This window comes from Ideonella sp. A 288, assembly GCF_002198735.1.
Classification (GTDB): Bacteria; Pseudomonadota; Gammaproteobacteria; order Burkholderiales; family Burkholderiaceae_C; genus Pseudaquabacterium.
In genome coordinates, this window is record NZ_MWLO01000066.1 from 15,104 (window position 1) to 41,645 (window position 26,542).

A 26,542-nucleotide genomic window follows, 5' to 3' on the forward strand; every position below is an offset into this window, starting at 1 on the left:
CATGCACACGATGTCCTGCCGGTGCGCGCACTGCCGCACGGGGGGCGGGGCCAGCGAGTTCGAATCGCTGGCCTTCCCGGCCTCGGTCTACCGCGACTCGCGCGCGCTCGAAGCCGAGTTCGAAGCGCCCACGGGCGACGCCAGCCCCGGCGGCCTGCCCTTCAGCGAGGCCGAAGAGCACGAGCTGGCGATGGAACTGCTGTCCGTCGCCAGCGAGGACGAGCTCGACCAGTTCCTGGGCAAGCTGTTCAAGGGCGCCTGGAAGGGCCTGCGCAAGGTGGGCTCGGCGGTCGGCCGCATCGCGAAGCCGCTGGGCGGCGCGCTGAAGGGCCTGGCCAAGCAGGCGCTGCCCTTCGTCGGCGGCGCACTGGGCTCGCTGATCCCGATCCCGGGCGTGGGCACGGCGATCGGCACCGCGCTGGGCTCCACCGTGGCCAATGCGCTGGAGGCCGAGTTCGGCGCCCTCGAGGCCGAGGACATGGAGTTCGAATCGGCCCGGCGCTTCGTCCGCATCGCCGGCAGCGCGGCCCGGCGGGCCGCAGCGGCGGCGCCGGGGGCCGATCCGCTGGCCGCCGTGCGCGCCGCCTTGCAGGCCGCCACACGCCAGCACCTGCCGGGCATGGCGCCGGCGTGGCAGCAGGAAGCCCCGACCGACCGGCGCGGCGCCGCCCAGGGCGGCCGCTGGACGCGGCGCGGCGGGCAGATCGTCGTCGAGGGTGCGTGACGCACCGCCGGGAGCGACACCATGGACCGCACCGAGTTCGAATCCGTCCCCTTCGCCTATGCGGCGGAAGCCGATGAACTGAGCTGGGAGGACGAGCGTGGGCGCGCCGCGCCGCCCTCTGGCGCACGGCCGCCATTCGGGGGACAGGCGTCGCGGCCGCCCTTCGGCAGGCCTGCATTGCCGCCCTTCGGCGGCGGGGCCCTGCCGAGCGTCTTCGCTGCACCGCCCTGCGTCTGCCCGGCTCACGGCACCGAGTTCGTCCGCTGGGTGCAGGCCAGCCTGAACCGGGTCGAGGGCGCCGCACTGCCGATCGACGGCGTGATGGGCACGGCCACCCGCGCGGCGCTGCGGCGCTTCCAGTCGACCAAGGGCCTGCCGGTGGACGGCATCGCCGGCCCGGAGGTGGAGCAGGCGCTGCGCGACGCGCGGCGCGGCGACGCGCCGTCGGGTGGCAACACGGCAGGCAACGCCGGGGGCGACGCCGCACCGCCCGAGTCGGCCGAGGGCTTCGAGTTCGAGGCGATGCAGTTCGAATCGTCGGCCGGCCGGCCGACGCTGCGGCAGGGATCGCGCGGCACCTCGGTGGCCGACCTGCAGCGCCGGCTGGCTGCGGCGGGCTTCAGCCCAGGCGTCGCCGACGGCATCTTCGGTTCGCAGACCGCCGCGGCCGTGCGTTCGTTCCAGCGCGCCCGCGGTCTGGGCGCCGACGGCATCGTCGGCCCCTTGACCTGGGGCGCGCTGCTCGGCACCGCGCCAAGTGGGCCGAGCACGCCGAGCACGCCTGGTGCCGGCTCGGCGACCGGGGTGTGGGTGCTGCCGCCCAGCGTGCGCGCCGCGGGCGACGCGCAGACCGTGCGCTACGACAATCCGCCGGCCTGGGCCGGCCTACCCGGCAACTGCACCGGCACCTTCACCGATGGCGCCGCCACGCTGAAGGCCTACCTCCAGGCGAACTTCGCGGGCATCTCGGGCATCTACGGCTACGACTGCCGCGCCAACAGCGCCACCCCGTCCGAGACCTCGGTGCATGGCACCGGCCGGGCGCTGGACATCATGATCCCCATGGTGGGCGGCCGGGCGAACGCCGCCGTCGGCGACCCGATCGCCAACTGGCTGGTGACCAACGCCTCGGCCCTCGGCGTGCAGTACGTGATCTGGAACCGCGTGCGCTGGAGCGGCAGCCGCACACCGCGCGTGGCGCCCTACACCGGTCCCTCGCCGCACACCGACCACGTGCACATGGAACTCAACGAGGACGGCGCCAACCGGCGCACGGCCTGGTATCGCGACCACGAGGTGGCCGACGAGGCGGTCGATGAGTTTGCCGACTCGGCCGAGTTCGAGTTCGAGGACGGGCTCGGCGCGGCACCCGCGGGCGCACTCCTGAACTGTGGCCCCGCGCCGGGTGGCCCGCGCCCCAAGTCAGGCACTTGTGTGGCGGCGATCGGTGACGCCTCGTGCACGCAGGGTGTCTGGTACCGGCCGCGCTACGGCGACAACCTGTGGTCGGTGGCGGAGAAGACGATCGCCAGGAGCGGCGCGTCCGGCGTCGGCCTGCATGCGTACATGCGCCAGATCAGCCGTCACCGGCACAACGCCCAGTACCTGAGCGGCGACGACGCCACGCGGCAATTCAGCCCTGTGTGGGGCGGCCCGCACGGCCGAACCTACGTCGGCGCGGGCGGCAAGTACGGGCTGATGTTCCTGCCGCCCTTCGGCCCCGGACTGGAGCGTGCGACATGTCCGCGGCCATGATGTCCCCGTCCACGCCCGAATCCACGGCGCCGTGGCGCCCGGCGCGCCAGCGCGAAGTCGCGCCCGTGCCCGCCCCCGCCGCCGCCGATGCATGGATCGCCCTCGAGGACCCGGCCACGGTCTTCCCGGGCATGGTGCCCGGGGCGGTGCGGATCGACGAGACACGCATCGGCAAGAGCGCCTACGAGGCCACCGTGGCCTGCCACATCGATGACGACCAGCGCCAGCCGCTGGGCCAGATGCGCGAGCGGCCGTACCGCTGGCTGTGCAAGCTGCAGGTGGTGGTGCGCGACCCCGACGATGGCGCGCTGCACATGGCCTTCGGCAGCGGACTGCTCATCGGCGAGCGCCACGTGCTGACGGCCGCGCATGTGCTGGTCCAGGCGCAGTTCGACGCCTCCGGCCGGTTCAGGCGCACGCTGGACGCCACGGCCGTCGCCGTGATCCCCGGGCTCGACGGCCGCGGTCGCAAGGCCGGTGGTGCGGCCGCCGACACGATGCCCTTCGGTTGGACGCACGGCGCCAACTTTCGCTGCGCGCGCGTGTTCCGCCTGGCCTCGCGGGCCAGCGGCTCCGAACCGAAAGACTTCGACTACGCGGTGATCCGCCTGGCCGATGCGATCGGCGCACGGCGCTTCGCGTCGCTCGGTGGCGCGGCGCTCGGACACTGGGGCCACCCAGCGCACGGCGGCCTGACGAGGATGAACGGCCGCGCGACCGGCAGCCTGAAGGGCGTGAAGGTGAATGCGGTCGGCTATCCACAGGACAAGTGCCGCGATGTGGCCCAGGGCCGGGACATCACCCGCGCCGAGCACGCCGCCTGCCCCACCGCCGACCTGGGTTCGGTGCCCTGGGTCGGCTTCGATCGCATCGCCGCGTCGGGCACCGTCGGCGCGAGCTTCGGCACGCTCGACCTCGACAGCGCCGCCGCGCCCGGCATGAGCGGCGGCCCGGTGTGGCTGCGCTGGCAGTCGGCGCGCGACCTGATCGGCATCGTGCATGGCTGCGACGCGACCAGTTCGAAGGACAACCCTTTCGTCGGCAGCATCGCCACGCTGATCACGCCGTCGGTCAAGCGCGACATCCAGTCCTGGTTGCGCTGACCCGGCCGATGCCGACGCCAGCCCCATGACCCTCATCGACTGCCACTGCCACGCCGGCCCCGGCGACGGCCTCACCGGGCCCTGGGACACGGACGCGCCCATTGGCGGCTATCTGCGGCGCTGCGCGCAGGCCGGCATCGCGCGCAGCGTGGTCTTCGCCGCCTTCCACTCCGACTACGCCGTGGCCAACCGCGAGGTGGCCCGGCTGGTCGCGGCGCGGCCGGACCGGCTGCTCGGCTTCGCCTTCGTGCACGCGGCGCGCGACCGTGGCCGCATCCACGCGATGGTGCGCGAGGCGGTGCAGGTGCACGGTTTCGTCGGCCTGAAGGTGCACCGGCACGACGCCCGCATCACGCGCGAGGTGTGCGAGGCGGCGCGCGCCTTCGGCCTGCCGGTGCTGTACGACATCGCCGGCGAGGCGTCGGTGTGCGAGCTGCTGGCGCAGCAGTACCCCGACGTCGACTTCATCATCCCGCACCTGGGCAGCTTTGCCGACGACTGGGCGGCGCAGCTGGCGGTGATCGACCACCTGGTGCGCCACCCCAACATCCATGCCGACACCGCCGGCGTGCGCCGCTTCGACCTGCTTCAGCAGGCGGTGCAGCGCGCCGGGGCGGCCAAGCTGCTGTTCGGCTCGGACGGCCCCTGGCTGCATCCGGCGGTGGAACTGGCCAAGGTGCGGCTGCTGGGCCTGTCGCCGGACGACGAGGCGCTGGTGCTGGGCGGCAACCTGCTGCGGCTGATCCACCGCCATCGCAAGGCGGCGCCAGGCGCCCGGCTCAGTGCGACACGCGGCGCTCGGCGAGCCAGTACTGCATCGTGCGTGGCGTGACGCCCAGGCGCCGGGCGGCGCGCTGCGGATCCTGGTCCTCCAGCTCGAAGGCAGCCTCCTTGGCGAGCTGGGCCGCCGTGTCGCCGATCTCCTTCAAGGCGATGCCCAGTTCGACGGCACGGCGGATCGCCCCCGCAAAGCCCGGGTCGGGCCAGGCCGGACTGTCGATCGCACCCGTCGGCCGCTCGTGCGGCGGCACGTTGCCCACGGTGAGCACGCCGCCGCCGCCGTGGCGGTGCCACAGCCGGGCCACGGTCTGGCGCAGCTCTCGCACATTGCCAGGGTAGGGGCGCGACAGCAGGTAGTCGCGCACCGCGTCGTCCATCGCCAGGCCCTCGGCCCGCGCGTCGAGCTGGGCCAGGAAGAAGCGCGCCAGCGGCAGGATGTCGTCGCGCCGCTCGCGCAGCGGCGGCAGCGTGCAGCGCAGGGCCGCGATGCGGTGGTACAGGTCGGCGCGGAACTGGCCCGCGGCCACCGCAGCCTCGAGGTCGCGGTGCGTGGCGCACACCAGGCGAAACTCGCTGCGCTGCCAGGCATTGCTGCCCAGGCGCTTGTACTGGCGCTCTTGCACCACGCGCAGCAGCTGGGCCTGCAGCGGCAGGCTCAGCTCGCCCACCTCGTCGAGGAACAGCGTGCCCCGATGGGCCAGCGCAAAGGCGCCGTCGCGCGGGCCGGTGGCGCCGGTGAAGGCGCCGCGCTCGTGGCCGAAGAACTCGCTGCCCGACAGCTCGGGCGACACCGTGGTGCAGTCCAGGATCACGAACTCGCCGAGGCCGGCGCGCGCGTCGAGCGCATGGACCAGCCGCGCCACCTGCTCCTTGCCGGTGCCGGTTTCGCCGGTGATGAGCACCGGCCCCTCGGTGAAGTGCGCCAGCTCGACCACGTTGCGCAGCAGCGCGCGCCAGGCCGGGCTGTGGCCCGCCACGGCCTCGCGCACCGGCGTCGAGTCTGCCAGCGTGGCCACGGTGTGCCAGCGCTGCAGGCGGCAGGTCACCTCGTGGGCGCCCTGCGGCAGCGTGGGCCAGCGCAGCAGGTCGGCGGCACCCGCATCGAGCACGGCCCACATCGCCGCCGGTGCCATCGGCTCGGGCGCCAGGCAGATCGCCAGCACCGTGGCGTGGCGCGACAGCGCGCGGACCTCGTCCAGGCTCTGCGCGTCGGCCCGTGCCAGCACGGCGATGCCCAGACCCGAGGGGGCCGGGGGATCATCCAGGCCATCGACCCCCGCGTCGCGCACCAGCGCGGCGATCTGGGACCGCTGCGCCGGGGAGACAGGCCCCACGAAGCGGAGCCAGGTCGAGATCGACATGGTGAGCAGGACGCCAGGGCGCGGCGGTCATGTCCGGGCCAGACACGCCCTGCCGATGCACTGCCGCGCTCGATCCATACCGCACCCCCTTACGTCAGGCCACGCCACATTGGCGGCGAGCGCCAACGGACGACGCAGCGTAGGCGGACCAGGCGCCGGGCGCAGCCCCTAAGCTTAGGCGGGCGCGCGTAACAGTTGATCGACAAGGCCCGCATGCCGACAGGGTTGGTGCATCGGGGCCGCAGGCACCGCGGCGTGTCCGCGCAGTGACGCTCCACCCGCCCTGACACGGCCGCGAACAGGCCGGCCTCGGGCCTGCCGACAGCGGGCAGGTGGGACCGGCACGGTGCATCGGCGATGATTCGACAGGCGCCCGGTAGGACGCCTCTTTTGACCGCTAGGCTGGCACGTTCTTTCGACCGGCGCGCACGCGGGCGATGATGGTCTTCATGATCTGCGCCGTGCCGTCGCCGATCTGGATGCCCAGCACGTCGCGCAGGCGCTGCTCCATCGGGCCGCGGTCGTAGCCCCCGTGGCCGAAGCACAGCAGGCACTGGTGGATCACGTCGTAGGCCAGCTTCGGGCCCCACCACTTGGCCATGCCCGCCTCGGCGGTGTGCGGCTGGCCGAAGGCCTGGCGTGTCCATCGGCACCAGCACCGCGGTCACGCCGTGCGCGCCCGACTCCACAGGGCCGGTTCGGCCGAACACCACGGTGATGTCGGCCCGGTCGGCCGCCGAGATCGAGGTCTTCTCGCCGTTGATGACCCAGTGGTCGCCGCGATCGCCGCAAACTCGCTCGATGCGCAGGCGCAGGTTGGCCGCGTCCGAGCCACCGCGAGGCTCGGTCAGCGCGATGGCGCAGATGGCCTCGCCGCGGGTGAGCTTCTTCAGCCACGGGCCGACGACCTCGGGCTGCCCGTGCTGCGACAGGATCTGGCCGTTCAACGAGGCCAGCAGGTTGAGGTACGAGAAGCTCAGGTCGGCGCGGGCAATCTCCTCGTGGATGACGCCGGCGGCCAGGCAGCCCATGCCCTGGCCGCCGAACCGCTCGGGCAACTCGGGGCCAATGAAGCCGAGCTCGCCCATCTCGCGCAGCAGCGCGCGGTCGAGCTCACGGCTCTTGTCGCGCGCCAGGAAGCCCGGTGCCACGCGGTCCGTGGCAAAGCGGCGCGGGGTCGGCCGGGACGGCTGGGTCGGCCCTCAGGGCTGGCCCGGACCGGGCGCTCACTTGGCGTATTTCTTGAAGTCGGGCTTGCGCTTTTCCTTCAGCGCCTTGACGCCTTCGCGCGACTCGTCGGTGTCGTAGTACAGCTTCAGCGCATACATGCCCATGCCGGCGATGCCGGCCTGGTGCGCGGTGTCCATGTTGAAGCTGCGCTTGGCGATGGCGATCGCGGTCGGGCTGCGCTCGCAGATGGTCTCGGCCCACTCCTGCACGGTGGCATCCAGCTGCTCGTGCGGCACGCACACGTTGGCCAGGCCCATGGCCACCGCTTCGGCCCCCGAGTAGCGCTTGTTGAGGTACCAGATCTCGCGCGCCTTCTTCTCGCCCACCACGCGGGCCAGGAAGGCGGTGCCGTAGCCGGGGTCGACCGAGCCCATCTTCGGGCCGACCTGGCCGAAGATGGCCTTGTCGGAGCAGATCGTCAGGTCGCAGATCGTGCACAGCACGTTGCCGCCACCGATGGCAAAGCCCTGCACCCGCGCGATCACCGGCTTGGGCACGTCGCGGATGGCGGTGTGCAGCTCTTCCATCGGCAGGCCGATGGTGCCGCGGCCGTCGTAGTTGCCATCGTGCGCCGACTGGTCGCCGCCGGTGCAGAACGCGCGATCACCCGCGCCGGCCAGCACGATGCAGCCGATGCTGCGGTCGTAGCCCGCCATGTTCAGGGCCTTGATCAGCTCGTCGCAGGTGGTGCCGCGGAAGGCGTTCATCTTGTCCGGGCGGTTGATCGTGATCCAGGCCACGCCGTTGCGGATCTCGTACAGGATGTCTTCGAAGTTCATGGGGTGTCTCCTGAGGTAGGGGTTGGATCAACCAGTCATCATGAGGCCGACGGACACGCTCAGGACTTGCCCGGTGCCGTAGGCCGCATCCTCGCTGGCGAAGAACAGCACCGCGCCCGGCAGGTCCTGCGGCTGGCCGATGCGGCCCAGTGGGATCGCGCGGGTGAAGGCCTCCATCAGCTTCTCGGGGTTGCCGGCGCCCTCTTTGTAGTCGGCGAACAGCGCCGTGTCGATGGGGCCGGGGCAGACCACGTTGACGATGATGCCGTGGCGCGCATGCTCGCGCGTGGTGACGATGCCCGAGTCGGGCCGCCATGTCTGGCAGGTGCTGGCGCAGCCCAAGATCCGCGCCTACTACGGGCAGATCCTCGAGGACTTCTCGGTCAACGACGTCACCCACACGCTGCACTACCTGCTGAAGATCCTCGACAACATTCAGCGGCTGGATGCCGAATGGCAACTGCCCGACGACGCTGGCGACAGCGAGGACGCCGAGCCCTGAGGCCCGTTCGCGCCGGACGGACATCACCGTCCGGCAGGCCAGGCCTCAGCCCAGCGCCAGCATCGCGTCGACCAGCGCCGGCACCTCGGCCTGCGACGCCAGCCGATGGCGCGCGCGCGACGGCACCTTGTCGTCGCCGATGCGCAGCGTCAGCCAGTGCGGCGCGGCGCGCTCGAACACGGGCTCGTCGTTGACGTCGTCGCCGACGTAGACCGCCGACGTGGCGCCGAAGCGCCGCACCACTGACCACATCGCCTCGCCCTTGTCGGGGGCCTGCGCGGGCGCGATGTTGACCACGCTGTGGCCGCCGAAACGGCGCAGCGACGGGTCGAGCGTGGCCAGCAGGGTGTCGATGCAGTCCAGCGCCAGGGCCACGTCGGGCGCGCGCCGGTAATGCAGCGCCAGCGACAGGCCCTTGTCCTCGAGCTCGACACCGGCCGCGGCCAGCGGCACCGCGTGGCGCTGCAGGCGGTGCAACAGCGCCGCCACGGCGGACGCGTCGATGGCGTGCAAGGCCTGTCCGGCCTCCTGCGCGCCATGGTGCCCCACCAGGTGCTGCGGCACGAAGCCCAGGCGCGAGGCCACGTCGGGCAGGCTGCGGCCGGTGAGCACCGCCACCGGCCAGCGCCGGGCCAGCAGCGCCAGGCGATGCGCCAGCGCGGGCGGCACGCGCGCGTCCGCGGGGTGGTCGACGATCGGCGCCAGCGTGCCGTCGAAGTCGAAGCCAAGGATCGGCGCGCCGGCCAGCACCGCCGCCAGCGCGGCCCGGCCCTCGGGGCTGTCGGGGCGGAACCAGGCTGTCATCACGGGGCCTCGTGGCCGCTGTGCTCCAGCACCCGCGCGTCGATGCGCTCGCGCAGGCGCCAGCGCCCGGCATCGGCCAGCATGCGGCCGGCCCAGCGGTAGACGTTGAACTCGCGCACCGTGCTGCGCAGGCTGGCCATGCGCTCGCGCTGCTCGGCCACCGGCATGGTGAGCGCCTGGTGCAGCGCGTCGGCGGTCTCGTCCAGGTGGTAGGGGTTGACGATCAGCGCCTCGCGCATCTCGGCCGCGGCACCGGCGAAGCGGCTGAGGATGAGCACGCCCTGCTCGTCGTCGCGCGCGGCCACGAACTCCTTGCACACCAGGTTCATGCCGTCGTGCAGGCTGGTCACCAAGCAGACGTCGGCGGCGCGGTACAACTCGTTCAACGCATCGTGGCCGTGGTGTCGGGCCAGCAGGTGCACCGGCTTGTACAGCGCATGGCCGAAGCGCTGGTTGATGCGCTGCGCCACCTCGTGGATGCGGGCCTGGAAGGCGCTGTACTCGGGCAGTTCGCTGCGCGAGGGCGCGGCGATCTGCACGAAGCCGAAGCGGCCGATCCAGCGCGGGTGCTTCTCGAGCAGCAGTTCCACCGCCTGCAGCCGCTCGAGGATGCCCTTGGTGTAGTCGAAGCGGTCGACACCCACCGCCAGCCGGTGGTCGGCCGGCAGGTTCAGGCGCTCGAGCACGCGCTGGCGGCACACCTCCACCGGCGCCCACGAGGCCCGCGTGGCCTCGTCGGGCCATTCGATCGAGATGGGGTAGCTCTCCACCAGCGTGCGCGCGCCGTGGTACGAGATGGTGGAGTTCTCGTGCTCGATGCGCGCCTCGAGGTGGCGGTCCACCGTCTCGATGAAGTTCTTGCAGTGGTAGCGCGTGTGGAAGCCGAGGATGGTGCTGCCCAGCATGCCCTGCAGGATCTCGCGGCGCCAGGGGCAGATGCCGAAGGATTCGGGGTTGGGCCAGGGGATGTGCCAGAACGTGATGATGGTGGCGCGCGGCAAGCGCGCGCGGATCATCGCCGGCAGCAGCGCGAAGTGGTAGTCCTGCACCAGCACCACCGGGTCGTCGCTGCGGGCCTCGCGCACCACCGCGTCGGCGAAGCGCTGGTTGACGGCGCGGTAGTGCTTCCAGTCGGCCTCGCGGAACACCGGCCGCACGTGCGCCACATGGCACAGCGGCCACAGGCCCTCGTTGGCAAAGCCGTAGTAGTAGCCCTTCTCTTCGGCCGGTGTCAGCCACAGCCGGCGCAGCGTGTACTCTTCGCTGCCGGGCGGCACGCGCACGCGGTCGTCGCGGTCGACCACCTCGGCGTCGGCACTGCCGCTGCCGTGCGCGATCCAGGTGCCCGAGCAGGCGCGCATCACCGGCTCCACCGCGGTGATCAGGCCGCTGGCCGGGCGCTGCACCTCGATGCCCGTGGCGCCGCGCCCGTGGATGTAGGGCTCGCGGTTGGACACCACGATCACCTGGTCGCCGCGCAACTGCGATCGCAGCAGCGCGCGCAGGCGCTCGGGGTCCCATTCGGTCAGCGGGCCCAGGGTGCGGCGGTAGGCGTCGTCCAGGTCGCGCAGCCGCGCGCGCAGGTCGGCCGCCACCGGGGCCAGTTCGCGCGCGCTGGCCCCGGGCGGGCGGATCAAGCCTTCGCCGCGCAGCAGCGCACGCGCCCCGTTGACCCAGCCACGCCAGCTCAGCTGCGCCACCACCACGGTGATCAGCGCGATCGTGCCGCCCAGGGCCACGATGAAGACGATCAGGTAGCGCTGCGTGTCCTGGCTGCGGCGCTCGACGAAGCTCAGGTCGTGCAGCAGCACCATCTGCGCCACCGGCTCGCTGTCGGCCAGCACCGGGTGCATGCTCAGGTGCACCGCGCCGCCCGCCAGGCGCAGCTGCGGCGCGGTCTGCAGCGCGGCCGTGCGCGCATGCACGCAATCCAGGTCGGACGGGTAGCTGCGGCTGTGGCGCAGCAGCTGGCCTTCGAGTGAACACACGCCGATGGCCAGCAGGCGCTCGTCCTGCGCGCTGCGGTCGATCAGGGCCTGCAGGCGATCGCCCTTGGATTCGTTCAGCGCATCGGCCACCGCATCGGACAGCGCGGTGGCCACCAGGTTGCCGCGCAGATCGAGATCGCGTGCGAACCAACGCAGCGTCAGGCGATCCATCAACGGCAGGGCAAGGTAGGCCGCTGCGATCAACACGACCACCAGCGGCAACAAAAATCGCAACTGCAGGCGTATCGTGTTCATCGCCATCGTGTCACTGTAGAGCCCGGCGACGCTCAGGAGTTCACCGATGTCCTCTCGAAATGTCACCACCCCCGCCTCGCTCGACCTCGGCCTGATCGGCAACTGCGCGATCAGCGCCCTGGTGGACGCGCGGGCGCGCGTCGTTTGGTGCTGCATGCCACGTTTCGACAGCGCGCCGGTGTTCCACGCCTTGCTGCACGACGGGCCCGACCCCGACGAGGGCACGATGACGATCGAGCTCGAAGGCTGCATCGGCAGCGAACAGGCCTACGACCCCGGCACGGCCATCCTGCGCACGCGGCTGTTCGACGACGCCGGCAATGCGGTGGAGGTGTGCGACTTCGCGCCGCGCTTCCGTCACCACGAGCGCATGTTCCGCCCGGCACAGCTGGTGCGCCGCCTGCGCCCGCTGGCGGGCCACCCGCGCGTGCGCGTGACGGTGCGGCCGGTCGGTCGCTGGGGCGCCGAGCCACCGGCGCTCACCCGCGGCAGCAACCACCTGCGCTTCGTGCTGCCCGAGCTGACCCTGCGCCTGAACACCGACCTGCCGCTCACCTACGTGGTGGACGGCACCTGGTTCACGCTGGCCGGCCCCGCCGCGCTGCTGCTGGGCCCCGACGAGACACTGGACGGCGCCATCGAGGCCACCGCGCGCCAGTTCGAGGAGCACACCGCCGCACACTGGCGCCACTGGACGCAGCGTCTGGCGCTGCCGCTCGAATGGCAGGACGCGGTGATCCGCGCGGCCATCACGCTCAAGCTGTGCCAGTTCGAGGAGACCGGCGCCATCGTCGCGGCGATGACCACCAGCATCCCCGAGGCCCCCGGCAGCCAGCGCAACTGGGACTACCGCTACTGCTGGCTGCGCGACGCCTTCTTCGTGGTACGGGCATTGAACAGCCTGTCGGAGGTGGGCACGATGGAGGACTACCTGCGCTGGCTGCGCGACGTGGTGCGCCGCGCCAGTGCCGGCGGCGGCATCGTGCAGCCGCTGTACGGCATCGGCCTGGAGGCCGACCTGCCCGAACGCACGCTGCCGCAACTGTCGGGCTACCGCGGCATGGGCCCGGTGCGCGTGGGCAACCAGGCCAGCGAGCACAGCCAGCACGACGTGTACGGCAACATCGTGCTCGGCGCGGCCCAGGCCTTCCACGACCACCGGCTGTTCCACCGCGCCGACGCGGCCGACTTCGCGGTGCTCGAGGGCATGGGCGAGCGCGCCTGGGCCCTGCACGACCAGCCCGATGCCGGCATGTGGGAGCTGCGCACCCGCGCCCGGGTGCACACCTCGTCGTCGATCATGTGCTGGGCCGCCTGCGACCGGCTGGCCAAGGTGGCGCTGGCGCTGGGCCTGGGCCCGCGCCATGCGCTGTGGACCTCTCGCGCGGCGCACATCCGCGACACGGTGCTGCAGCGGGCATGGTGCGCCGAGCGCGGCGTGTTCGCCGAGAGCTTCGGCGGCCGCGACCTCGACGCCAGCGTGCTGCTGATGGCCGAGGTGGGCTTCATCGAGCCGCGCGACCCGCGTTTCCTGTCGACGGTGCAGGCGCTGGAGCACCACCTGTGCGACGGCCCGCACATGCGCCGCTACGAAGCGCCGGACGACTTCGGCCCGCCGGAGACGGCGTTCAACGTCTGCGCCTTCTGGCGCATCGACGCGCTGGCCCGCATCGGCCGCGTCGACGAGGCGCGCGACCATTTCGAGGCCCTGCTGGCCTGCCGCAACCCGCTGGGCCTGCTGTCCGAGGACATCGCCCCGGCCACCGGCGAGCTGTGGGGCAACTTCCCGCAGACCTACTCGATGGTGGGCATCGTCAACGGCGCGGTGCGCCTGTCGCGGGCCTGGGACACGGTGGTGTGAGGCTCGTTCAGCGCGGCACGAAGAAGGTGGAACGCTCGCGCTGCACCCGTGTCGCGGCCAGGCCGTCGTGCTGCATCGTCACCGCGAACTCGATCGGCACCGACTGGCCGCGCAGCGACTGCGCCGCCGCCGCCGGAAGGCGCAGCTGCACCACCACCGACTGGATGCCGGTGGACGGCACGGTGAGTTCGGGCGCGTCCAGCACCAGCCCGGGCAGGCCGCTGGCGGTCACGCGGAAGGTCTGCGCCGCCTCGCTGCGGTTCATCAGCTGCAGGCGGTAGACGTTCTCGACCTGGCCCTCGTCGATGAGGCGGGCCATCGTGCCGCGGTCCTTGATGACGTCGAACTGGAAGGGGCTGCGCAGCGCCACGCTGGCGCCGAAGGCGATGCTCGCCGACAGCAGCACGCCGCCGTAGATGAGCACCCGCGGCCGGAGCACGCGCCGCACCATCTGCAGCCTGGACCAGCCGCCGACCACGGCGTTCTCGGTGGAGTAGCGGATCAGGCCTTGGGGGTAGCCCATCTTGTCCATCACGCCGTTGCACACGTCGATGCAGGCGGCGCAGCCGATGCACTCGTTCTGCAGGCCGTCGCGGATGTCGATGCCGGTGGGGCACACCTGGACGCACAGCGTGCAGTCGATGCAGTCGCCCAGGCCCTGCGCGGCGGCGCTGGTCTTGCGCGAGCGCGAGCCGCGCGGGTCGCCGCGGCCCGCGTCGTAGGTGATGATCAGCGAGTCCTTGTCGATCAGCGCGCTCTGGAAGCGGGCGTAGGGGCACATGTACTTGCACATCTGCTCGCGCAGCCAGCCAGCGTTGCCATAGGTGGCCAGGCCGTAGAACAGCACCCAGAACAGGTTCCAGGGGGTGACGCTGAAGGTGGCCACGGCCTGCGTCAGCTCGCGGATCGGCGTGAAGTAGCCGACGAAGCTGAAGCCGGTGAACAGCCCGATGGCCAGCCACGCCCCATGCTTGGCGGTCTTGCGCGCGATCTTGCCCGCGCCCCACGGCGACTGGTCGAGCCGCATGCGGGCGATGCGGTCGCCTTCGATGTGCCGCTCCACCCACATGAAGATCTCGGTGTAGACCGTCTGCGGGCAGGTGTAGCCGCACCACAGCCGGCCGGCCACCGCGGTGAAGAAGAACAGCGCCATCGCCGACAGCACCAGCAGCGCCGCCAGGAAGACCAGGTCCTGCGGGTACAGCACCAGCCCGAGGATGTAGAAGCGCTGCGCGTCGAGGTCGAACAGCACCGCCTGGCGACCGCCCCACTGCACCCAGGGCAGGCCGTAGAACAGCAACTGCGTCAACCACACGGCCACCCAGCGCCAGCCGGCGAACCAGCCGGTCACCGCGCGCGCATAGATCTCGGGCTGCTTCTCGTACATCGAGACCCAGTCGGGGCCCGCGCCGGGCGCCCGCCGGTCGTCCGGCACCGGCTGGATCGGGATGACGGTGGCGTGCTTGGGCGCGCTCACGGGGACGGGGTCAATGGCATGGCGGGCGGCGGATGGCGGTACGGTGCGCCGCAACGTGGGCGGTCATCCGCAGCAGGCGCCGCCCGAGCAGCACGAACTGGCCGCGATCGACGCGCGTGCGGCACGGCGGATGGCCAGGCGCCATTGCGCGCTGCTGCCCTCCAGCGCCGCGACGGTGAACTGCCCGGGGCAGCGGCGCTCGATCTGGTGCAGCAGCGGCACGGGGTCGTGCGCGTGCTCGTCGGCCAGTTCCAGCGTCTCGCCCACGGCCAGCGCGGCCAGGCGCGTGAAGACGAGGTCGTGGCGCTGCTCCGGCGGCACGGTGCTCAGGTCGAGGACGGATTCGGCGAGGGTGGCGGTGGTCATGGCGTGTCCTTTGCGGAACGGGGTGGAGAAGGGGAAGGCGCGCTGGGTGAACCGTGTGGCGGCGCGCGCCGCGGGCGGAGGTCAGCCATCCTTGCCGTCGAGCCGGGTGCTCAGCAGCCAGGGGGTGAAGACCCAGAGGTACAGGCCGAAGGCGGTGCTCCAGGCCAGGGCCGCGGCGATCAGCGGCACGGTGGACGAGGGCACGGCCAGCGGCACCAGCGCGCGCAGCAGCGCGGCGGCCATCACCAGCGCGTAGGCGGCCACCTCGGCGCGCGAGACCTTCAGCGGCCGGCCGGTGTGGCCGCGCGCGGTGCGCGTGACCATGCCGATGATCAGCCCGCCGGTGGCGCCCACGGCCAGGGCATGCACACCGTGCGACACGCCGAGGACACCCACCTGCGACAAGGCCAGCAGCGCCAGGCCTAGCGGGATCCAGGCATACGACAGGTGCAAGATCCACAGGATCGGGCGGCCGCGGGTCACGCCCGGCTGCCAGCGCCACAGCCGGTGCGCGTGCAGCGCGGCGGCGGCAGCGAGCAGCACGGCGGTCAGCGGCCCGGCGGGCAGCAGCACCCAGCCGGCCAGGCCCAGCGCGGTGAGGGCCAGGGTGGCGATGTCCAGGCGCGGGTGGCTGGCCAGCTTCAGCCCTGGCGTGGCGCTGATGGTGAACGCGGGCACCACGCGGCCGGCCATCACGCACTCGATCATCACGATCAGCGCCAGGCCGGCATGCAGGGCCGCGAGTGGCGACACGTCGATGCGGCCCAGCGCGGCCAGGTGGAACACGCCGTTGGCCGCGCCCAGCAGCAGCAGGATCAGCGCCAGCGGCAGGTTGCGGCGGTTGCCGGCGCGCAGCAGCACAGTGGTCAGCAGGCCGGCCACCAGCGGCAGCAGGGCCACGTCCAGCACCGCGAACAGCGGCTGCGGGCCCCACACCCCCGCCACGCGCGCGGCCAGCCACAGCAGCGCCAGCGCACCCAGCCCGGCGCCCCGCGGCGTGGCCAGGCCGGTCCAGGCCTTGCCGGCGGTGAGCAGGAAGCCCACGATCACCGCGGCGGCAAAGCCGAACAGCATCTCGTGCGCATGCCACAGCATCGGCGGCAGGGCCATCTGCGCGGGCACCGCGCCCAGCAGCATGGCCACCCACAGCGGCACCGCCAGCACCGCGAACACCGCCGCCCCCAGGTAGAACGGGCGGAAACCCAGCCGCAGCACCGGCCAGCCGCGCGCCGGCGGCGTGGCCGCGCCGGTGGACTGCGGCGAGAGCACCTGCAGGAGGGGAACGAAGTCGGGGGTCGGTGTGCTCATGGTGCAGGCTGGGGCCGTGGCGCCAGCGATCCGGTCGGGTATCGGCAACGCGGCGATTTAAAGTAGTACAGTGAATGCATCTTATCGCGCCGCCCATTGCAAAGCAATGTGCAAAATACATCTTTCAGGGGTGATCCGACGATGCGACTGTCCGACTACACCGACTACACGCTGCGCGTGCTGATGTACTGCGCCGCCCACCGCGACCGGCTGGTCACCATCGCCGAGATCGCCGACGGCCACCAGGTGTCGAAGAACCACCTGATGAAGATCGTCAACGACCTCGCCCGCCAGGGCGTGATCGAGACCACCCGTGGCCGCGGCGGCGGCCTGCGGCTGCTGAAGGCGCCGGCCGACGTGCGCGTGGGCGACGTGGTGCGCGACGCCGAGACGGATTTCCGACTCGTCGAATGCTTCGACGCGGCGTCCGACACCTGCACCCTGACGCCGCGCTGCCGGCTCAAGGGCGTGATGCGCGCGGCGATGAAGGCCTGGTTCGCCGAACTCGACCGGGTGACGCTGGCCGACATCGCCGGGCCGATGCCGGCGAACGCGGTGCGCGTGGCCTTGCCGGTCGGGCGCGCGAAGCGGCGCTGATGAACGCGCTCGCGCGCTTGCGAAACAGCGGTCGGATTCGCACAGGCATCCGCGATTTCGCCGCCGGGGTCACCAGACACATCGGGCGGGCGCCTCACCCGTCGACAAGGGGAAGACCGGGCTCGCGCAACGGGCCGGCGCGTTGGGCGATGCAACGGGCCGCAAACCGCCGCACCTGCTTGCACACAATTCGACGCTTTGACGACATCCGGTCGTACTTCGTCGGCCGGCAGGGCCCGGGACCCTCATGTCCCCGCGGGACCGACCGATAAGGCTTGTCTATGGCTTGCCGGTCGCGGACAGGGTGGCGAAGCAGAGAACGGATCTGCACTGTCCGATGCGGAACGAATGGACTCGACGCGCCTGTGTGCGTCGCGCGCGCAGGCTCGCGGTACATTCCTGCGTTCGAGCCGGCGAATGCCTCCGGCAGTCCGCGCGACTGTCGCGATCCTCGATTGCGCAAGGAGTTGCAGGGCCGTGACGATTGAACCGCCCCTGACCGCGCAGTCGCCTGCGGCCATCGAGGCCCAGATCGACTACGAGCGCGTCAGTTCGATCTACAGGTTGGCCCCGATGCCGCAGATCGGTGCGGTCGCCTTTTCGATGGTGATCAGCTACGCCATGTGGGGCCTTGTGTCGGCGCAGTGGGTGATCGGCTGGTTGGCGTATCGCGTGGCCATCGCGGCCGTGCGTTCGCTGGAGACACTCCGCTTCGCACGCGATCCGCACCGCACCCGGCGCGTGGCTTACTGGCGCGCCCGATTCGAGGCGTTCATTGTTCTGGACAACCTGGGATGGGGCGTCATTTCCGTCGTCTTCATTCCCGCGACGCAATCCAGCGGTCTGGGTGCGCTGCTGTTTGCCGGCGTGTCGTGCATCACGGCCATCGGTGTCTTCGTGTTGATCAGCAGCTTTCGCACCGCCGTCGTCAATTTCCTGGTCATGCTGCTGCCGCTCATCGGGTCGGCTGTCTGGAACGGCTACTCCGACGCGTGGGTGATCGTGTGCAGCCTGTGCATCTACGGCGTGGTGCTGGCTCAGGAAAGCTGGCGCAGCAACGAGCGCTGGACCGAGATGACGCGATTGCGGCTGGCAAGCGACTCGGTGGCCACCGAGCGAGAGCAGGCCCGGTTGCTCGCAGTGGAGGCCAACCTCGCCAAGACGCGGTTCCTGGCCAACATGAGCCACGAGATCCGCACCCCGATGAACGGGGTTCTGGGCATGGCCGAGCTGTTGCAGGGCACCCGGCTGGATGCGGACCAATCGCGCTTTGTCGGTGCCATCGCGTCGGCTGCGCGCTCGCTGCACGCCCTGCTGGGCGACATACTGGACCTGGCCAAGATCGAGGAAGGCAAGGTCGAAATCGAACGGATCGATTTCGAGCCAGCGCGGGTGCTGGCCGATATCGTCGAGGTTTACCGTGGACTGGCGGCGGCGCGAGGAACGGTGCTGGTCACACAGCTCGATGTGCACACGGTCTCGCATGTCCGGGGTGATCCGACACGGTTTCGGCAGGTGGTGACCAACCTGCTGGGAAACGCGATCAAGTTCACCGATCAAGGCACCATCACGCTGAGCAGCCAGGGCATCGACGGGCCAGCGGACGATGCACGCCCGTGGTTGCGGGTGCAGGTGCGCGATACCGGCGTTGGCATTGCGCCGGAGGCACTGCCCAATCTGTTCCAGCGGTTCACGCAAGCGGACGCGTCGACCACCCGCAAGTTCGGCGGCAGCGGGTTGGGCCTGGTGATCTGCAAGCACCTGGTGGAACTCATGGGCGGGACCATCCATGTCGACAGCCGGCCCGGCAGCGGAAGCACGTTCAGGTTCGACCTGCCGTTCGATGCCGCGACCGGGCCAGCGGCTTTGCCCGAGTCCGAGCCCAAGGCCATCGGGAGGCCGGTCCGCGAGGCCAGCATCCTCGTGGCGGAGGACAACCAGATCAACCAGCAGGTGGTGTGCGCCATGCTCGAGCGACAGGGCATGAAGGTCACGCTGGTCGAGGACGGCGCGCGCGCGCTGGCGGTGATTCAACAGCAGAGGTTCGATCTGGTGCTGATGGATTGCCAGATGCCGGTGATGGACGGTTATGAGGCGACGCGGCTCATCCGGGCAGCGCAGAGAGGGGGTCCACGCACCCCGATCATCGCGCTGACCGCGAACGCGATGGCCCAGGATCGCCAACGCTGTGCCGATGCGGGGATGGACGGCTATGTCACCAAGCCCATCACCGCGGCGGCCCTGTACGCGGCGCTGAGCGAGCATCTGGCGGACACCCTGCAGTCCGGCGAAGCGTCGGCACAGCCCGTGGCGTCGTCGGCGCCGCGGACGGACAGCGGTGCTCACGGGGGCGGTGCTGACGGGGGCGGTGCTGACGGGGGCGGTGTCATGGCGTTCGACCCCTCTGTGCTTCAGGCCCTGCCGATGGTGGCGGATGGCTCCCAGCCAGAGTTTGCCGAGCAGATGCGTGCGTTGTTCGCGTCCACGGGAGCACTCAGCCTGATCGACATAGACGCTGCGCTGGCACAGCGGGATGCGGCACGTGTGCAGCGGCTGCTGCACACGCTGAAGTCGTCCAGCGCGCAGGTCGGTGCGCTGGAGCTGTCGGCGATCGCGGCCCGGTTCGAAGCGGCCTTGCGCGCGGGTGAAACCGCGCAGGACGACTGGGCACGCCAGTTGCACGATGCATGGGGCAGGCTGGAAATGGCGTGGCAGGTGTAGGCCAGCGCTGAATCGGCAGTGTGTCTGCGTGACCGCCGACGCCGACCGGGGCCAGGCATGCTCTTGAGCACTTGTGGGAGCACCGAGAGGCCGGCTACCCGCGCCGGCCTTGACGCAGATCGCCCACCGGCCGCACCCGTCCGTGGCACGCCGTCCTACACTTCGCGCATGCGTTTGCACCGACGCCCTGCGCGCTGGCTCTCCGGCTGGCTGATCGCGGCACTGCTCCTGATGCAGTTGCTGGCGTCGGCGCACGCCTGCACGGTGGTCGGCGCGGTGGCCCCTGCAAAGGCGATGGCGCCGATGGCCGACATGCCCGGCTGCACCGAGGCTGTGGACGAAGCCCCTGTCGCCGACAGCACCTTGCTGTGCCAGGTGCACTGCCAGCAGGGTTCGCAGACCGTCCACCCCACGCCCGCCGTCGACGCGCCGGCCACGCCGGTGCTGATGGCGGTGCTCGACTGGGCCCCGGCCGCGCTGGCCTCCACGGGCACGCTGCACGCGTCGCCCGACGTCCGCTCGGGCGCGCCGCCGCCCGGCTCGCCACCGCTCTACCTCTCGCTGCTCGTCCTGCGCAACTAGCGCGGCCGTCGCGGCCGGCCTGCGCCATCGCAGGCCCGGCCGGGTACCGGTCTCCGCCCAGTTTGCCCAAGGACTTGCCATGCCCCCCTTCCCTTTCCGCGTGCGCGCCGCTGGCGCGGCCACGGCGCTCGCGTTGGCTGCGGCCTGCTGGCCCGCTGCGGCCGCCGCCGCCCTGAGCTTCGACGAAGCCCTGTCGCTGGCCCGCGACCAGGCGCCGTCGCTGGCCGCGCAGCACAGCGCGCTGGCCAGTGCCCAGGCCGAGCAGCCCGCGGCCACCACGCTGCCCGATCCGCGCCTGACGCTGGGCGTCGACAACCTGCCGCTGACCGGCGCCGACCGCTACAGCCTGACGCGCGACTTCATGACCATGCAGCGCATCGGCCTGATGCAGGAGGTGCCCAACCGCGCCAAGCGCGACGCCCGCGCCGCCGGCGCCCAGGCCCGCATCGAGCGCGAGCGGGCGATGCTGGCCGTGGCCCGGCTGGCGGTGCAGCGCGAGGCCGCGCTGGCCTGGATCGGCGTGCACTATGCCGAGCGGCGCGTGGCGCAGCTGGCCGACCTGGCGCGCGAAAACCAGATCGTCATCGACACCACCGACGCGCGCATCGCCTCGGGCAAGGCCATGCCGGCCGAGCGCACGATGGCACGGCAGGAGGCCCTGGCCCTGGCCGACCGCCATGACGACGCGCTGCGCGACGTGGCCCGCCAGCGCGCCGCGCTGCGCCGCTGGGTGGGCCCGCGCGGCGACGAGCCGCTGGACGGCGCGCCACCGCCCACCCACGTGCACCCCGACGGCGTGCGCGCCGGCCTGCACCGCCACGCCGAGGTGGCACCCTACACCGCGATGCAGGCGATGGCCCAGGCCCAGGTGGGCGAGGCCGAGGCCGAACAGCGCGGCGACTGGGCCTGGGAAGTCGTGTACAGCCGCCGGGGCCCGCAGTACCCCGACATGCTGTCGTTGCAGGTGAGCATCGACCTGCCCTGGCAGAAAGACCGTCGGCAGCAGCCGATGGTCAGCGCACGGCAGAAGGAACTGCAACGCATCGAGGCCGAGCGCGAGGAGACGCTGCGCAAGCACCAGGAAGAGGTCGAGGCGCAGCTGGCCGAACTGCAGGCGCTGGACACGCAGCGCGAGCGGCTGGAGCGCAGCGGCCAGCCGCTCGCCGACGAGCGCGTGGCGCTGGCGCTGGCCGGCTACCAGTCGGGCCGTGGCGACCTGGGCGCGGTGCTGATGGCCCGCCGAGAACTGGTCGAGACGCGGCTGCGCCTGATCGACCTCGACACCCAGCGCGCCGCCCTGCGCGTGCGCCTGACCACCCTGATCGCGGAGCAATGACATGAGCGCAACTGGTCGAAAACTTCTCCCGATCGCGCTGCTGGCGGCGGGCGTGGCCCTGGGCTGGGGCGTGGCGCAGTGGCGAGGCGCGGCATCGCATGCCGGGCACGACGCCGCACCCGCAGCCGCCACCTCGGCAGGCGCAGCCTCGGCCGCGCGCCAGGTGCTGTACTGGTACGACCCGATGGTGCCGACCCAGCGCTTCGACAAGCCCGGCAAGTCGCCCTTCATGGACATGCAGCTGGTGCCGCGCTACGCCGACGAAGGCGAGGTGGCCGGCGCCGCGGGCGGCGCGGCGCCGGGCCTGGCGGTCTCCACCCAGGCGCAGCAGGCGCTGGGCATGCGGCTGGCCACGGTGGAGAAACGCCCCATCGGCGCGGCCATCGAGGCCACCGGCACGGTGCAGCTCAACGAGCGCGACATCAGCATCGTGCAGGCGCGCACCGCCGGCTTCGTCGAACGCGTGCACGCGCGCGCCCCTGGCGACGTGATCGCCGCCGGCGCGCCGCTGGTCGACCTGATGAACCCCGAATGGCTTGGCGCGCAGCAGGAGTACCTGGCGGTGAAGGCCGTCGGCGACGCGGCGCTCACCGCGGCCGCACGGCAGCGCCTTTTGCTGCTGGGCATGCCGACCGCACTGATCGAGCAGGTGGAGCGCAGCGGCCAGGCCGTGGCGGTGCAGACCATCACCGCCCCCACCGGCGGCGTGATCAGTGAGCTGATGGTGCGCACCGGCATGACGGTTGCGGCCGGCATGACGCTGGCGCGCATCAACGGCCTGGGCACGGTGTGGCTGGAGGCCGCGGTGCCCGAGGCGCTGGCGGCGTCGGTGCAGCCCGGACAGCGCGTGGAAGCGCGCTTCGCCGCACTGCCCGGCGAGGCCGTCAACGGCCGCGTGACCGCGGTGCTGCCCGAGGCCAACCGCGACACGCGCACGCTGCGCCTGCGCATCGAACTGCCCAACCCGGGCCAGCGGCTGCGGGCGGGCCTGTTCGCGCAAGTGACGCTGCGCGGCACGCAGCGCGATGCGTTGGTTGTGCCGACCGAGGCGGTGATCCGCACCGGCCGCCGCGCGCTGGTGTACCTGGCCGAGGCGCAAGGCCGCTACCGCCCGGTGGAGGTGACGCTGGGCGAGGAGGTGGACGACCGCATCGTCGTGCGCAGCGGCCTGGCCGAAGGCCAGCAGGTGGTGGCTTCGGGCCAGTTCCTCGTCGATTCGGAGGCCAGCCTGCAGGGCGTGCTGGCACGGGCCGCGACGGCCGCGGTGGCCGGGCCCACCGCCGCGGCACCCACCAGCGCGAAGGCCCCCGCGACCGCCGCGAATGCGCGTGCGCACCCGCCCACGCCGGCCACGGCCATGCCGCCCGCTGCGGCCCCCGAGTACGCCACCCAGGGCACCGTCGTCGACATCGACGCCGACAGCCTGACGCTGAAGCACGACCCCGTGCCCGCGCTGAAGTGGCCGGCGATGACCATGCCCTTCAAGCTGGCCGACCCCGCGCTGGCCAAGGGGCTGAAGAAGGGCCAGGCGGTGCAGTTCAGCTTCCGGCAGCAGGGGGACGAGCATGTGGTGACGCGGGTGGCGCCCGCCAGCGGAGCGGCGCGGTGATCGCCCGGCTGATCCGCTGGTCGGTGGCCAACCGCTTTCTGGTGCTGCTGGCCACGCTGATGCTGGGCGCCTGGGGCGTGCTCAGCCTGCGCAGCATGCCCATCGACGCGCTGCCCGACCTGTCGGACGTGCAGGTCATCATCCGCACCAGCTACCCCGGCCAGGCGCCGCAGATCGTCGAGAACCAGGTCACCTACCCGCTGGCCACCACGATGCTGTCGGTGCCCGGCGCGAAGACGGTGCGCGGCTTCTCGTTCTTCGGCGACAGCTTCGTCTACGTGCTGTTCGACGACGGCACCGACCTGTACTGGGCGCGCTCGCGGGTGCTCGAATACCTGAACCAGGTGCAGGGCCGATTGCCAGCCAGCGCCAAGACGTCCCTCGGCCCCGACGCCACCGGCGTCGGCTGGATCTTCCAGTACGCGCTGGTCGACCGCAGCGGCCGCAACGACCTGTCGCAACTGCGCACGCTGCAAGATTGGTTCCTCAAGTACGAGCTGAAGAGCCTGCCCGATGTGGCCGAGGTGGCCAGCGTGGGCGGCATGGTGCGGCAGTACCAGGTGGTGCTGGACCCCGCCAAGCTGGCCGCCTACGGCATCACCCATGCGCAGGTGCGCGAGGCGCTGATGGCCGGCAACCAGGAGACCGGCGGCTCGGTGCTGGAACTGGCCGAGGTCGAGTACATGGTGCGCGCCAGCGGCTACCTGAAGACGCTGGACGACTTCCGCGCCATCCCGCTGGCCGCGCGCGGCGGCATCCCCGTGCGCCTGGGCGACCTGGCCACGGTGCAGGTGGGCCCGGAGATGCGGCGCGGCATCGCCGAGCTCGACGGCGAGGGCGAGGTGGCCGGCGGCATCGTCATCCTGCGCTCGGGCAAGAACGCACAAGCCACGATCGCCGCGGTGAAGACCCGCCTGGCCGAATTGCAGAAGAGCCTGCCCCAGGGCGTGGAGGTGGTGACCACCTACGACCGCAGCGCACTGATCGAGCGCGCAGTGACGAACCTGTCGCACAAGCTGATCGAGGAGTTCCTGGTCGTCGCCGCCGTGTGCCTGGTGTTCCTGTGGCACCTGCGCTCGGCGCTGGTGGCCATCATCGCGCTGCCGCTGGGGGTGCTGATCGCCTTCCTGGTGATGCGTTACCAGGGCATCAACGCCAACATCATGTCGCTGGGCGGCATCGCCATCGCCATCGGCGCGATGGTGGACGCTGCGGTGGTGATGATCGAGAACGCACACAAGAAGATCGAGGCTTGGCAGCACGCGCACCCCGGCCGCTCGCTCGAAGGCGAGGAACGCTGGCAGGTGATGACGCAGGCCGCCGAAGAGGTGGGCCCGGCCCTGTTCTTCTCGCTGCTGATCATCACGCTGAGCTTCATCCCGGTGTTCACGCTCGAGGCGCAGGAGGGGCGCCTGTTCGGCCCGCTGGCCTTCACCAAGACCTATGCGATGGCCGCGGCCGCCGGCCTGTCGGTGACGCTGATCCCGGTGCTGATGGGCCTGTGGATCCGCGGCCGCATCCCCGACGAGCAGAAGAACCCGATCACCCGCGCGCTGATCGCCATCTACCGCCCGGCGCTGGAATGGGTGTTGCACTGGCCCAAGGCCACGCTCGTCATCGCGCTGGCCGTGCTGGCCACCACGGCCTGGCCCTTGATGAAACTGGGCGGCGAGTTCCTGCCCAAGATCGACGAAGGAGACCTGCTGTACATGCCGTCGGCGTTGCCGGGCCTGTCGGCGCAGAAGGCCGCGGAGCTGCTGCAGCTGACCAACCGCATGATCAAGACCGTGCCCGAGGTGCAGCGCGTGTTCGGCAAGGCCGGCCGTGCCGAGACGGCCACCGACCCCGCACCGCTGGAGATGTTCGAGACCACCATCCAGCTGAAGCCGCGCGAGCAGTGGCGCCCGGGCATGACGCCGGATCTGCTCGTCGACGAACTCGACCGCGCAGTCAAGGTGCCGGGCCTGTCGAACATCTGGGTGCCGCCGATCCGCAACCGCATCGACATGCTGGCCACCGGCATCAAGAGCCCCATCGGCGTGAAGGTGACGGGCGGCGAACTGGCCTCGATCGACCGCGTGGCCGCGCGCATCGAGCAGGTGGCCAAGGGCGTGCCCGGCGTGTCGTCGGCCCTGGCCGAGCGACTGACCGGTGGCCGCTACGTGGACGTGCAGATCGACCGCGCCGCCGCCGGCCGCTTCGGCCTGAACATCGCCGACGTGCAGGCGGTGATCGCCGGCGCGGTGGGTGGCGAGAACGTCACCGAGACCATCGAGGGTCTGGCGCGCTTCCCGGTGAACCTGCGCTACCCGCGCGAATGGCGCGACACGCCGCAGCGGCTGACCCAACTGCCCATCCTCACGCCGATGGGCCAGCAGATCACGCTGGGCAGCGTGGCCAAGGTGACGATCACCGATGGCCCGCCGATGCTGAAGAGCGAGAACGCGCGGCCCTCGGGCTGGGTGTACGTGGACGTGCGGGGCCGCGACCTGGCCTCGGTGGCGCACGACCTGCAGCGCGCCGTGGCCGGCGAGGTGCAACTGGAGCCCGGCATGAGCGTGGCCTACTCGGGCCAGTTCGAGTACCTGGAACGCGCCAATGCGCGGCTGAAGATCGTGGTGCCGGCCACGCTGCTGATCATCTTCGTGCTGCTGTACCTCACCTTCAGCCGCTTCGACGAAGCGCTGCTGATCATGGCCACGCTGCCGTTTGCGCTGACCGGCGGCGTGTGGTTCTTGCACCTGATGGGCTACAACCTGTCGATCGCCACCGGCGTGGGCTTCATCGCGCTGGCCGGCGTGGCGGCCGAGTTCGGCGTGGTGATGCTGCTGTACCTGAAGCACGCGCTGCACGATCGGCTGGCGGCGGGTGCGGAGACCACGGCCCAGGTGGTCGACGACGCCATCCGCGACGGTGCCGTGCTGCGTGTGCGGCCCAAGGCCATGACGGTGGCCGTGATCCTGGCCGGCCTGCTGCCCATCGTCTGGGGCACCGGCACCGGCTCGGAGGTGATGAGCCGCATCGCCGCGCCGATGCTGGGCGGCATGGTGACGGCCCCGCTGCTGTCGCTGTTCATCGTGCCGGCGGTGTTTGCGTTGTTGAGGCGGCCGAAGAACTGAGGCGCTGTGGCGCTGCGGCACTGAGCGCATTCGATCGTTTGGAGCGCCCGATCGACTCGGGGTGCGGCGGCGTCGGGCCGATCTCCTGATCCGCCCACTGTGAACGACGAAGGCCAGCGCGGTGATCGAGCCGTTGCCTTCTGTTCTTCGATCACCACCACTGTGTCTACAAAGGTGCGGGCGGGCAGGCGGCGGCGCGCGTGGGAGGCGCCGGTCAGGCTTGGGATCGTGGCCCGCGCGCTTCAGCGCGCTTCGTGAACTGACTCGCCGGCACCTGAACGAAAC

General features: G+C 71.5%; 19 protein-coding genes and 2 pseudogenes. 12 read left to right on the top strand and 9 right to left on the bottom strand.

The window, feature by feature from the left end; translation table 11 throughout:
- Window position 1: 1 nt before the first annotated feature.
- From EOINJALH_RS31595 to EOINJALH_RS04555, 4 genes are read left to right on the top strand one after another with little or no spacing between them, the layout of a single operon-like run.
- On the top strand, window positions 2-724 hold the full coding sequence (locus tag EOINJALH_RS31595; RefSeq protein WP_158219653.1) for a hypothetical protein: 723 nt from the start codon (window positions 2-4) through the stop codon (window positions 722-724).
- Window positions 725-745: 21 nt separating this feature from the next.
- On the top strand, window positions 746-2,479 hold the full coding sequence (locus tag EOINJALH_RS04545; protein WP_088279131.1) for a peptidoglycan-binding protein: 1,734 nt from the start codon (window positions 746-748) through the stop codon (window positions 2,477-2,479).
- A complete protein-coding gene (locus tag EOINJALH_RS04550; protein WP_088279132.1) occupies window positions 2,464-3,582 on the top strand; it encodes a serine protease in 1,119 nt (372 codons plus the stop codon). Before EOINJALH_RS04545 ends, EOINJALH_RS04550 begins: the two co-directional genes overlap by 16 nt.
- 25 nt (window positions 3,583-3,607) lie before the next feature.
- Window positions 3,608-4,414 (top strand): amidohydrolase family protein, encoded by an 807-nt coding sequence (locus tag EOINJALH_RS04555; RefSeq protein ID WP_088279133.1) that lies wholly within the window; start codon window positions 3,608-3,610, stop codon window positions 4,412-4,414.
- On the opposite strand, the gene EOINJALH_RS04560 is transcribed toward EOINJALH_RS04555, so the two are convergent.
- The 4 genes and pseudogenes from EOINJALH_RS04560 to EOINJALH_RS04575 all read right to left on the bottom strand — a co-directional run.
- Window positions 4,362-5,723, bottom strand: a complete 1,362-nt coding sequence (locus tag EOINJALH_RS04560; protein WP_088279134.1) for a sigma 54-interacting transcriptional regulator — start codon at window positions 5,721-5,723, stop codon at window positions 4,362-4,364. The genes EOINJALH_RS04555 and EOINJALH_RS04560 overlap by 53 nt on opposite strands.
- 397 nt (window positions 5,724-6,120) lie before the next feature.
- Window positions 6,121-6,895 (bottom strand): annotated as a pseudogene (locus EOINJALH_RS04565) (acyl-CoA dehydrogenase family protein); the annotation flags it as partial.
- Window positions 6,896-6,949: 54 nt separating this feature from the next.
- On the bottom strand, window positions 6,950-7,732 hold the full coding sequence (badI, locus tag EOINJALH_RS04570; RefSeq protein ID WP_088279135.1) for a 2-ketocyclohexanecarboxyl-CoA hydrolase: 783 nt from the start codon (window positions 7,730-7,732) through the stop codon (window positions 6,950-6,952).
- Window positions 7,733-7,759: 27 nt separating this feature from the next.
- Window positions 7,760-8,017: pseudogene (locus EOINJALH_RS04575) on the bottom strand (SDR family NAD(P)-dependent oxidoreductase); the annotation flags it as partial.
- On the opposite strand from EOINJALH_RS04575, the gene EOINJALH_RS04580 reads away from it, so the two are divergent.
- Complete coding sequence (locus EOINJALH_RS04580) at window positions 7,992-8,234, top strand: hypothetical protein (RefSeq protein WP_310732265.1); 243 nt, start codon at window positions 7,992-7,994, stop codon at window positions 8,232-8,234. The pseudogene EOINJALH_RS04575 and the gene EOINJALH_RS04580 sit on opposite strands and share 26 nt — an antisense overlap.
- A gap of 45 nt (window positions 8,235-8,279) precedes the next feature.
- On the opposite strand, the gene otsB is transcribed toward EOINJALH_RS04580, so the two are convergent.
- Both otsB and EOINJALH_RS04590 read right to left on the bottom strand, forming a co-directional pair.
- On the bottom strand, window positions 8,280-9,038 hold the full coding sequence (otsB, locus tag EOINJALH_RS04585; protein WP_088279136.1) for a trehalose-phosphatase: 759 nt from the start codon (window positions 9,036-9,038) through the stop codon (window positions 8,280-8,282).
- A complete protein-coding gene (locus EOINJALH_RS04590) occupies window positions 9,038-11,287 on the bottom strand; it encodes a trehalose-6-phosphate synthase (protein WP_088279137.1) in 2,250 nt (749 codons plus the stop codon). The genes otsB and EOINJALH_RS04590 overlap by 1 nt, the downstream gene beginning before the upstream one ends.
- Window positions 11,288-11,327: 40 nt before the next feature.
- On the opposite strand from EOINJALH_RS04590, the gene EOINJALH_RS04595 reads away from it, so the two are divergent.
- On the top strand, window positions 11,328-13,142 hold the full coding sequence (locus tag EOINJALH_RS04595; protein WP_088279138.1) for a glycoside hydrolase family 15 protein: 1,815 nt from the start codon (window positions 11,328-11,330) through the stop codon (window positions 13,140-13,142).
- A gap of 7 nt (window positions 13,143-13,149) precedes the next feature.
- Here EOINJALH_RS04595 and ccoG read toward each other — a convergent pair whose 3' ends face one another.
- The 3 genes from ccoG to EOINJALH_RS04610 form a co-directional block, all read right to left on the bottom strand.
- On the bottom strand, window positions 13,150-14,619 hold the full coding sequence (ccoG, locus tag EOINJALH_RS04600; RefSeq protein WP_088279139.1) for a cytochrome c oxidase accessory protein CcoG: 1,470 nt from the start codon (window positions 14,617-14,619) through the stop codon (window positions 13,150-13,152).
- Between the two features lie 63 nt (window positions 14,620-14,682).
- Entirely contained in the window at window positions 14,683-14,985 is a 303-nt protein-coding gene (locus EOINJALH_RS04605; RefSeq protein WP_088279140.1) for a DUF2249 domain-containing protein, read from the bottom strand.
- Window positions 14,986-15,066: 81 nt separating this feature from the next.
- Entirely contained in the window at window positions 15,067-16,293 is a 1,227-nt protein-coding gene (locus tag EOINJALH_RS04610) for an NnrS family protein (protein ID WP_088279141.1), read from the bottom strand.
- A 141-nt stretch (window positions 16,294-16,434) separates the two neighbouring features.
- Here EOINJALH_RS04610 and EOINJALH_RS04615 point away from each other — a divergent pair, with 141 nt between their 5' ends.
- From EOINJALH_RS04615 to EOINJALH_RS04640, 6 genes are all read left to right on the top strand, one after another.
- A complete protein-coding gene (locus EOINJALH_RS04615; RefSeq protein WP_088279142.1) occupies window positions 16,435-16,890 on the top strand; it encodes an Rrf2 family transcriptional regulator in 456 nt (151 codons plus the stop codon).
- Window positions 16,891-17,367: 477 nt separating this feature from the next.
- A complete protein-coding gene (locus tag EOINJALH_RS04620; RefSeq protein WP_158219655.1) occupies window positions 17,368-19,611 on the top strand; it encodes an ATP-binding protein in 2,244 nt (747 codons plus the stop codon).
- Window positions 19,612-19,779: 168 nt separating this feature from the next.
- Window positions 19,780-20,193: a hypothetical protein gene (locus tag EOINJALH_RS04625; RefSeq protein WP_088279144.1), complete on the top strand. Its 414-nt coding sequence runs from the start codon at window positions 19,780-19,782 to the stop codon at window positions 20,191-20,193.
- Between the two features lie 79 nt (window positions 20,194-20,272).
- The gene (locus tag EOINJALH_RS04630; RefSeq protein ID WP_088279145.1) at window positions 20,273-21,529 is read left to right on the top strand and encodes a TolC family protein; all 1,257 of its coding nucleotides are present in this window, start codon (window positions 20,273-20,275) and stop codon (window positions 21,527-21,529) included.
- A gap of 1 nt (window position 21,530) precedes the next feature.
- The gene (locus EOINJALH_RS04635) at window positions 21,531-23,138 is read left to right on the top strand and encodes an efflux RND transporter periplasmic adaptor subunit (protein WP_088279146.1); all 1,608 of its coding nucleotides are present in this window, start codon (window positions 21,531-21,533) and stop codon (window positions 23,136-23,138) included.
- The gene (locus EOINJALH_RS04640) at window positions 23,135-26,257 is read left to right on the top strand and encodes an efflux RND transporter permease subunit (RefSeq protein WP_088279147.1); all 3,123 of its coding nucleotides are present in this window, start codon (window positions 23,135-23,137) and stop codon (window positions 26,255-26,257) included. Before EOINJALH_RS04635 ends, EOINJALH_RS04640 begins: the two co-directional genes overlap by 4 nt.
- Window positions 26,258-26,542 lie beyond the last annotated feature (285 nt).